Below are 6,664 nucleotides of genomic sequence, written 5' to 3' on the forward strand. Positions count from 1 at the left end.
GTATTGAACCCCTGACCTCTACCGCGTCAAGGTAGCGCTCTCCCACTGAGCTAAGCGCCTACAGCAACCCTTTTATATCAACTATGCGGAAAAAAAGTCAAGACAAACTTTGGGGGGAGGGCCGGGGTCTTAAGCGCGGCAACCCCGGCCCTTCGTATGAAGCTTATTTCTTGAAAACCACGTTGCCCTTTCCATCGACGTCCACCTTCACGGTGTCGCCTTCCCTGACCTCGCCTTTGAGGATCATGAGCGCGAGCGCGTCCTGTATCTTCTTCTGGATCAGGCGCTTGAGGGGACGCGCGCCGAAGGCCGGGTCGTAGCCTTCTCTGGATATCATTTCCTCGAGCTTGCCCGTGAAAACAAGCTCTATGTTGCGTTCGAGGGCCCTTTTCGCCATCAGGCCGAGCTGCAGCTTGACGATCTCCCCGATGTTCTCCGGCGACAGGCCGCGGAATATGATGATATCGTCGATGCGGTTCACGAACTCCGGTTTGAAGTGTGCTTTTACCGCATCGCCCACGCGGCTTCTCATCTCGTCATAGTCCCTGTCGGTGAGGTCCGTTATCCACTGGCTCCCGATGTTGGACGTCATGATGATGACGGAGTTCTTGAAATCCACCGTGCGGCCCTGACCGTCAGTGAGACGGCCGTCGTCGAGGACCTGGAGAAGCACGTTGAAGACCTCGGGGTGCGCCTTCTCCACCTCGTCGAGGAGGATGATGGAGTAGGGACGCCTGCGGACCGCCTCGGTGAGGTAGCCGCCTTCCTCGTATCCCACGTACCCCGGGGGCGCCCCGATGAGACGGGACACGGAGTGCTTCTCCATGAATTCGCTCATGTCGATGCGGACGATGGCCTGCTCGTCATCGAAGAGGAATTCCGCAAGGGCCCGGGCCAGTTCCGTCTTGCCGACACCCGTGGGGCCGAGGAAGAGGAATGAACCAAGGGGGCGGTTGGGGTCCTGAAGCCCCGCCCGCGCGCGACGGATGGTGTTCGCGACGGCGCCGATGGCCTCGTCCTGTCCGATGACACGCCTGTGGATGTTGTCCTCCATGTGTACGAGCTTGTCCATCTCCCCCTCGAGCATCTTGGAGACGGGGATGCCCGTCCACTTGGAGACGACGCGGGCTATGTCCTCCTCGTCGACCTCCTCCTTGAGCATCTTCTTCCCCTTCTGGAGGGCCGCAAGCTCGTCGTTCCTCTGCTTCAGTTCCTGCTCCAGGGAGGATATGGTGCCGTACCGGATCTCCGCGACCCGTCCGAAATCGCCCTTGCGTTCCAGGTCGTCGGCCTGGGTCCTCGCCTGGTCGATCTTTTCCTTTGTCTCGGAGATGCCCGTGATAAGGGTCTTTTCCTTCTCCCAGTGCCCGCGCTTCTCCTGCACCTCTTTTTTCAGCTCGGCGAGTTCATCCTCGAGCTTCTTCCTGCGCTCCTTCGACGCCTCGTCCTTTTCCTTCTTCAGCGCCTCGATCTCGATCTGGGACTGGATGATCTTCCGTTCGATCTCATCGATCTCGGTGGGGACGCTGTCTATCTCCATGCGCAACCGCGATGACGCTTCGTCCACGAGGTCGATGGCCTTGTCGGGGAGGAACCTGTCCGTGATGTAGCGATGAGACAGCGTCGCCGCCGCGATGAGGGCGGGGTCCTTTATGACGACACCGTGATGGAGCTCGTATTTCTCCTTGAGCCCCCTCAGTATGGCGATCGTCTCCTCGACGGAGGGCTCGCCCACGTAGACGGGCTGGAAACGCCTCTCCAGCGCGGCGTCCTTCTCTATGTACTTGCGGTATTCGTCAAGGGTGGTGGCGCCTATGCAGCGCAGCTCCCCCCGGGCGAGGGCCGGTTTGAGCATGTTCGACGCGTCGACCGCGCCCTGGGCGCCTCCGGCTCCGACGATGGTGTGGAGCTCGTCGATGAAGAGGATGATCGTCCCCGCCGCCTCGTCGATCTCCTTGAGGACCGCCTTGAGCCTGTCCTCGAACTCGCCGCGGTACTTCGCCCCCGCGAGCAGGGACCCCAGGTCGAGGGAGAGGACGCGTTTGTTCTTCAGGGTCTCCGGGATATCACCGGAAATGATCCTCTGGGCGAGTCCTTCCACGATGGCCGTCTTCCCCACGCCGGGCTCGCCGATGATGACGGGATTGTTCTTGGTCCTGCGCGACAGGACCTGCATGACCCTGCGGACCTCCTCGTCGCGTCCGATGACGGGGTCGAGCTTGCCCTTGCGGGCCTCTTCCGTCAGGTCGCGGCAGTAACGCTGGAGCGCCTGGTATTTTTCCTCCGGGGCCTGGTCGGTCACCCGCTGGGTGCCCCTTAAGTCCTTGAGGACGGCATAGATGCTGTCCTTTGTTATGCCGTATATCCTGAGAGTGGCCGCCGCCGGTCCATCCTTCCCGTCGGCTATGCCGATAAGGAGATGTTCCGTGCTCACGAACTCGTCCTTGAGCCTTTCCGCTTCCGTGAATGCCGTATCGAGGGTCTGCTTGAAGCGCGACGATATGTAGGTCTGACTCCCGCCTTCCACCCGCGGTATCTTGGCAAGTTCGCGATCGAGGTCGCGGGCGATCATGTCCGCCTTCACCCCGAGCTTTTCGAGTATGGGCCGTATGATCCCATCTTTCTGCGATATGAGGGCAAAGAGCAGGTGCTCGTTCTCGATGCTCTGCTGGCCCAGCGACTCAGCCTTCTTCTGCGCTTCCTGGATGGCCTCCTGGGCCTTTATGGTCAGTTTTTCCCAGTTCATATGTTCACCTCGTGACAGGATATGTCAAACCCTCCGGAGCCCATGACGCTCCGGGAACAACCTTATGCAGCCTCCTTCAAAGGGTGACATCCGAAATCTTGTCTGAAATATAAGCACGATATGTGGATAATCAACTGACCTGTCCGGTCGCCGGTCTTTTTGACATCACACCGTCGTTGTGCTAAGAAATTAGCCATGCACGTCAACTGGGAGGGAAGAGAGTACGTCTTCGAGAAGCCGATGCTCGTGTCCCGGCTCCTGCAGGAACTCAATGTCAGCAAAGAGGGCCATCTCGTTGTCGCGAACAACCGGCTCGTCACCGAAGACCACAGGCTCGGCGCCGGCGATAACGTGAAGGTCATACGGGTCGTATCGGGCGGATGAAATGCAGGGTATGCGGACAGACGGCGTGCATCAGCCTCAGGTCCCACAAGACCGCCTTCTGTGACACACACTTCATTGCGTTTTTTGAGAAGAGGGTAAGCACCACCATCCGGCGTTACCGGCTGATCGGTGAGGCCGACCGTCCCGTGGTGGCCGTGTCGGGGGGCAAGGATTCCCTGTCCCTGTGGCTCCTGCTGACGAAGATGGGTGTCGCGGCTGACGGCGTCTACGTTGACCTCGGCATAGGCGACTACTCCCGCGTGTCGCTGGAGAAGATAAAGGCTGTCGCCGACAGGATCGGCAGGAGGGTCCACATCTTCCATGTCCCCGATGTTTTCGGCAGGGACATCAGCGAGGTGGCGAAAGGGCTGCGCCGGGCGCCCTGTTCGGCATGCGGGATGATAAAGCGCTATGTTATGAACAAGGTCTGCATGGACAAGGACTACAACCTCCTGCTCACCGGACACAACCTTGACGACGAGGCCGCCGCCCTTTTCGGGAACATCCTTTACTGGAAGAAGGAGTACCTCTGGAAGAAGGACATCGCCCTCGATGCCCGGGAAGGGCATCTGTCAAGAAAGGCCAAGCCCTTTTTCCTGTGCTCGGAGCGCGAGGTGGCGGCATACGCCATCATCTCCGGCATCGATTACATATACGAGGAATGTCCTTTCTCGAAGGGTGCCAAGACGATCACGTACAAGGGCATCCTGGGCGGCCTGGAAGAGGCCTCTCCGGGAACGAAGCTCATGTTCGTGAAGGGATACCTCAAGGAGCTTCGGGGGGTGAAGGATACGATGCGCGAGGATGGCAAACTTGGCGCAGAGCCGGAAGACCGGTTCTGCCCCGTATGCGGATATCCCTCCGGCGGCGGGGAGTGCGGTTTCTGCCGGGCCCTTCAGAAGTTCGAGCTTCCCTACTCCGTCCGGTTCGAGGAGTACGGTTGATATCGATTGACAGTGGCCGGTGCTGGTGACATAATTCGGGTATAAAAATGATAGACAGGTTGTCGCAGCTTATCTTCAATATCTACGAGGCGTTCACCGTCGCCCTGTACCTGAGGGATAAGGATTCGCTGAGCTGCGTCTCTTCCGTGACCTTCGCGAAGAGCTTTGAGGAGAAGAAGAGCCTCCCCATAGAGGGGACCCTTCCCGGTTGGGTGATAAAGCACAACGCCCCGCTCATCATACCCAATTTCGACAGGGACGAAGAGGCTCTCGGCTACTACGGGGCCAGCGAGGGGATCAAATCATTCATGGGGTACCCCATGGACACGAAGGGTGTCATCATCGTCGACAGCAAGAAGAAGTACGTCTTCACCGACAAGGAGAAGAAAATACTCGGTTCCTTCGCGTCCCTCATTAACGAGGAGATCGAGCAGGAGAGGCGGGCCATTTGCGCCGAAGAGACCATGGAAGATCTCTATGCCGAGAGACGGATCCTGAGCCTGCTTTCCGCTCTCAACACGGCGAAGATCTCCACGGCCGACGTGCTCGAGGAGATACTGGGCCTTTCCGGAGGCACCTTCTGTTTCATAGGCATGGAGAAGAAGGGACGCCTTGTCATCCACGATGTCGCCGGGATCGAGAACGGCGACGCCATCAAGAAGGAATGCCACAGCGGAGAGAGCGTCGCCTCCGTGGTCCTCGAGGGAGGCAGGGAGCTTCTTCTCCCCCACGGCAGCGCGTACCTCAGGGAGAAGCCGCTCTTCTTTCCCAATGAACCGGTGCGGGCGCGGCAGTTCTTCGGCTTTCCCCTCATAACGGAGGACACCACCTTCGGGGTCATAGGTTTTGTGTCCCTCAACGAGGCGGAGCTCAAGGAAAGCGCCATAGGCGCGCTGAGAAACCTTTCGAGCCTCCTTTCGCTCTACTTCACCGCCCGGTGGATGCGCGAGCACCTCGACAGGATACGCGATTTCGATCCCGTCACGGGCGCCGTGCAATTCCCTGTCTTCCTGGGTGTCGTCGAAGCGATGGCCAGGAAGAAACAGCGATTCTCGGTCCTGAGCGTGAAGCTGGGGAACATGGTCCTCTACAACAGGAAGATGGGCGCCGAAGGCACGAACGACCTTTTGAGGAAGGTGTGCCAGGTCATCCGGTACTGCGCCGGGGGTAACGCCTTTGTGGCACGCAAGAGCGGAGGCCGTTTCTTTGTCCTTCTCAGGGGCGGCGAGACCTTTGAGACACGGAACATGATGAAGCTCCTTTACCACGCGGTGGGCAAGAGTCTTGCCGAGCAGGGGCTCTCGGCGGGAGCAGGCGTGGTGGAACTCGGAACGGTCAGCTTCCCCGATGATTCGCCTGATCTCTGGGAGCTTTTCGACAGGATAGAAGAGAAGAAGATACGAAAATTCATCGAATAAGGAGGAAGGGGGATGGGTTTCTTCAAGAATTTGTTCGGGATGTTCTCCACGCACCTTGCCATGGACCTTGGCACCGCCAACACCCTGATATACATGAAGGGGGAAGGCATCGTCCTCAATCAGCCTTCCGTCGTCGCTATCGATAACAACTCCGGAAAGGTCATCGCCGTCGGCAAGGAGGCGAAGGAATACATCGGCAGGACCCCTCCCAACATCAGCGCCATACGGCCCCTGAAGGACGGGGTCATAGCGGACTTCGACGTGGCCAAGGCGATGATCAAGTACTTCCTCAAGGTCGTGAGCAACGAGCGGAAGATATCGAAGCCGAGGATGGTTGTCGGTGTCCCCTCGGGCATCACCCAGGTGGAGAAGAAGGCCGTCATCGATGCCTGCTTCCAGGTGGGCATCCGCGACGTCCATCTCATCGAGGAGCCCATGGCGGCGTCCATCGGCGCGGGCATGCCCATAGAGCTGCCGCGGGGCAACATGATAATAGACATCGGCGGCGGTACGACGGAGGTTGCCATCATCAGCCTCTCCGCGGTGGCCTACAGCGAATCTTTGCGGGTCGCCGGCGACGAGCTCGACGAGGCCATCGTCCGCTACCTCCAGAAGAAGCATCAGCTTGCCATAGGGGTCATCGCGGCGGAGAAGATCAAGATAGAAGGTGCCTCCGCGTTTCCCATAGACTCCTTGAGCGACTCGATAAACGTCGTGGGGAAGGACCTGCTCACGAGCATACCGCGGAGCCTGAAGATATCGAAGGAAGAGGTCCGCGAGGCCATCGAGGAGCCCATCTCCGCGATCATCGACTCCGTGAGAAGGGCCCTCGAAAAGCTTCCCGCCGAGTTCGTCTCCGACCTCAATGAGACGGGCATGGTGCTCACCGGCGGCGGAGCGCTCCTCAAGGGGCTCGACCAGAGGATAGAGAACGAGACGGGGATAAACGTCATCGTCGCCGAGGACCCCCTCGTCTCCGTCACCATGGGCTGCGGCAGGGCCTTGGAAGAGCTGGCGAAGTACAAGAAGGTCTTTATAAACTGACGTTCCAGCAACTGTGTTGAATGTCAATTGATTTCTTTTTCATGAACGGGCCTCCGCCCATGTTGCTTTGTTCTTCATCATGGTATTGAGGATGGTCAGGAGTTTCCTCATGCAGGCGGTGACGGCAA

General features: G+C 59.0%; 5 protein-coding genes. 4 read left to right on the forward strand and 1 reads right to left on the reverse strand.

Going from position 1 to position 6,664, the window contains the following annotated elements; genetic code table 11:
• Positions 1-163: 163 nt before the first annotated feature.
• Positions 164-2,746, reverse strand: coding sequence for an ATP-dependent chaperone ClpB (gene clpB / locus GXX82_16920; GenBank protein ID NLT24728.1), 2,583 nt, complete (start codon positions 2,744-2,746; stop codon positions 164-166).
• 195 nt (positions 2,747-2,941) lie between these two features.
• Here clpB and GXX82_16925 point away from each other — a divergent pair, with 195 nt between their 5' ends.
• Genes GXX82_16925 through GXX82_16940 form a run of 4 tightly spaced genes read left to right on the forward strand, consistent with a single transcriptional unit; the run spans position 2,942 to position 6,536 of the window.
• Positions 2,942-3,130, forward strand: coding sequence for a MoaD/ThiS family protein (locus tag GXX82_16925; protein NLT24729.1), 189 nt, complete (start codon positions 2,942-2,944; stop codon positions 3,128-3,130).
• Positions 3,127-4,074, forward strand: a complete 948-nt coding sequence (locus GXX82_16930; GenBank protein ID NLT24730.1) for a phosphoadenosine phosphosulfate reductase family protein — start codon at positions 3,127-3,129, stop codon at positions 4,072-4,074. Before GXX82_16925 ends, GXX82_16930 begins: the two co-directional genes overlap by 4 nt.
• Positions 4,075-4,121: 47 nt before the next feature.
• The gene (locus GXX82_16935; protein NLT24731.1) at positions 4,122-5,492 is read left to right on the forward strand and encodes a GAF domain-containing protein; all 1,371 of its coding nucleotides are present in this window, start codon (positions 4,122-4,124) and stop codon (positions 5,490-5,492) included.
• Positions 5,493-5,504: 12 nt separating this feature from the next.
• Positions 5,505-6,536: a rod shape-determining protein gene (locus GXX82_16940; protein ID NLT24732.1), complete on the forward strand. Its 1,032-nt coding sequence runs from the start codon at positions 5,505-5,507 to the stop codon at positions 6,534-6,536.
• Positions 6,537-6,664: the final 128 nt, after the last annotated feature.

This window comes from Syntrophorhabdus sp. (genome assembly GCA_012719415.1).
Taxonomy (GTDB): Bacteria; Desulfobacterota; Syntrophorhabdia; order Syntrophorhabdales; family Syntrophorhabdaceae; genus Delta-02.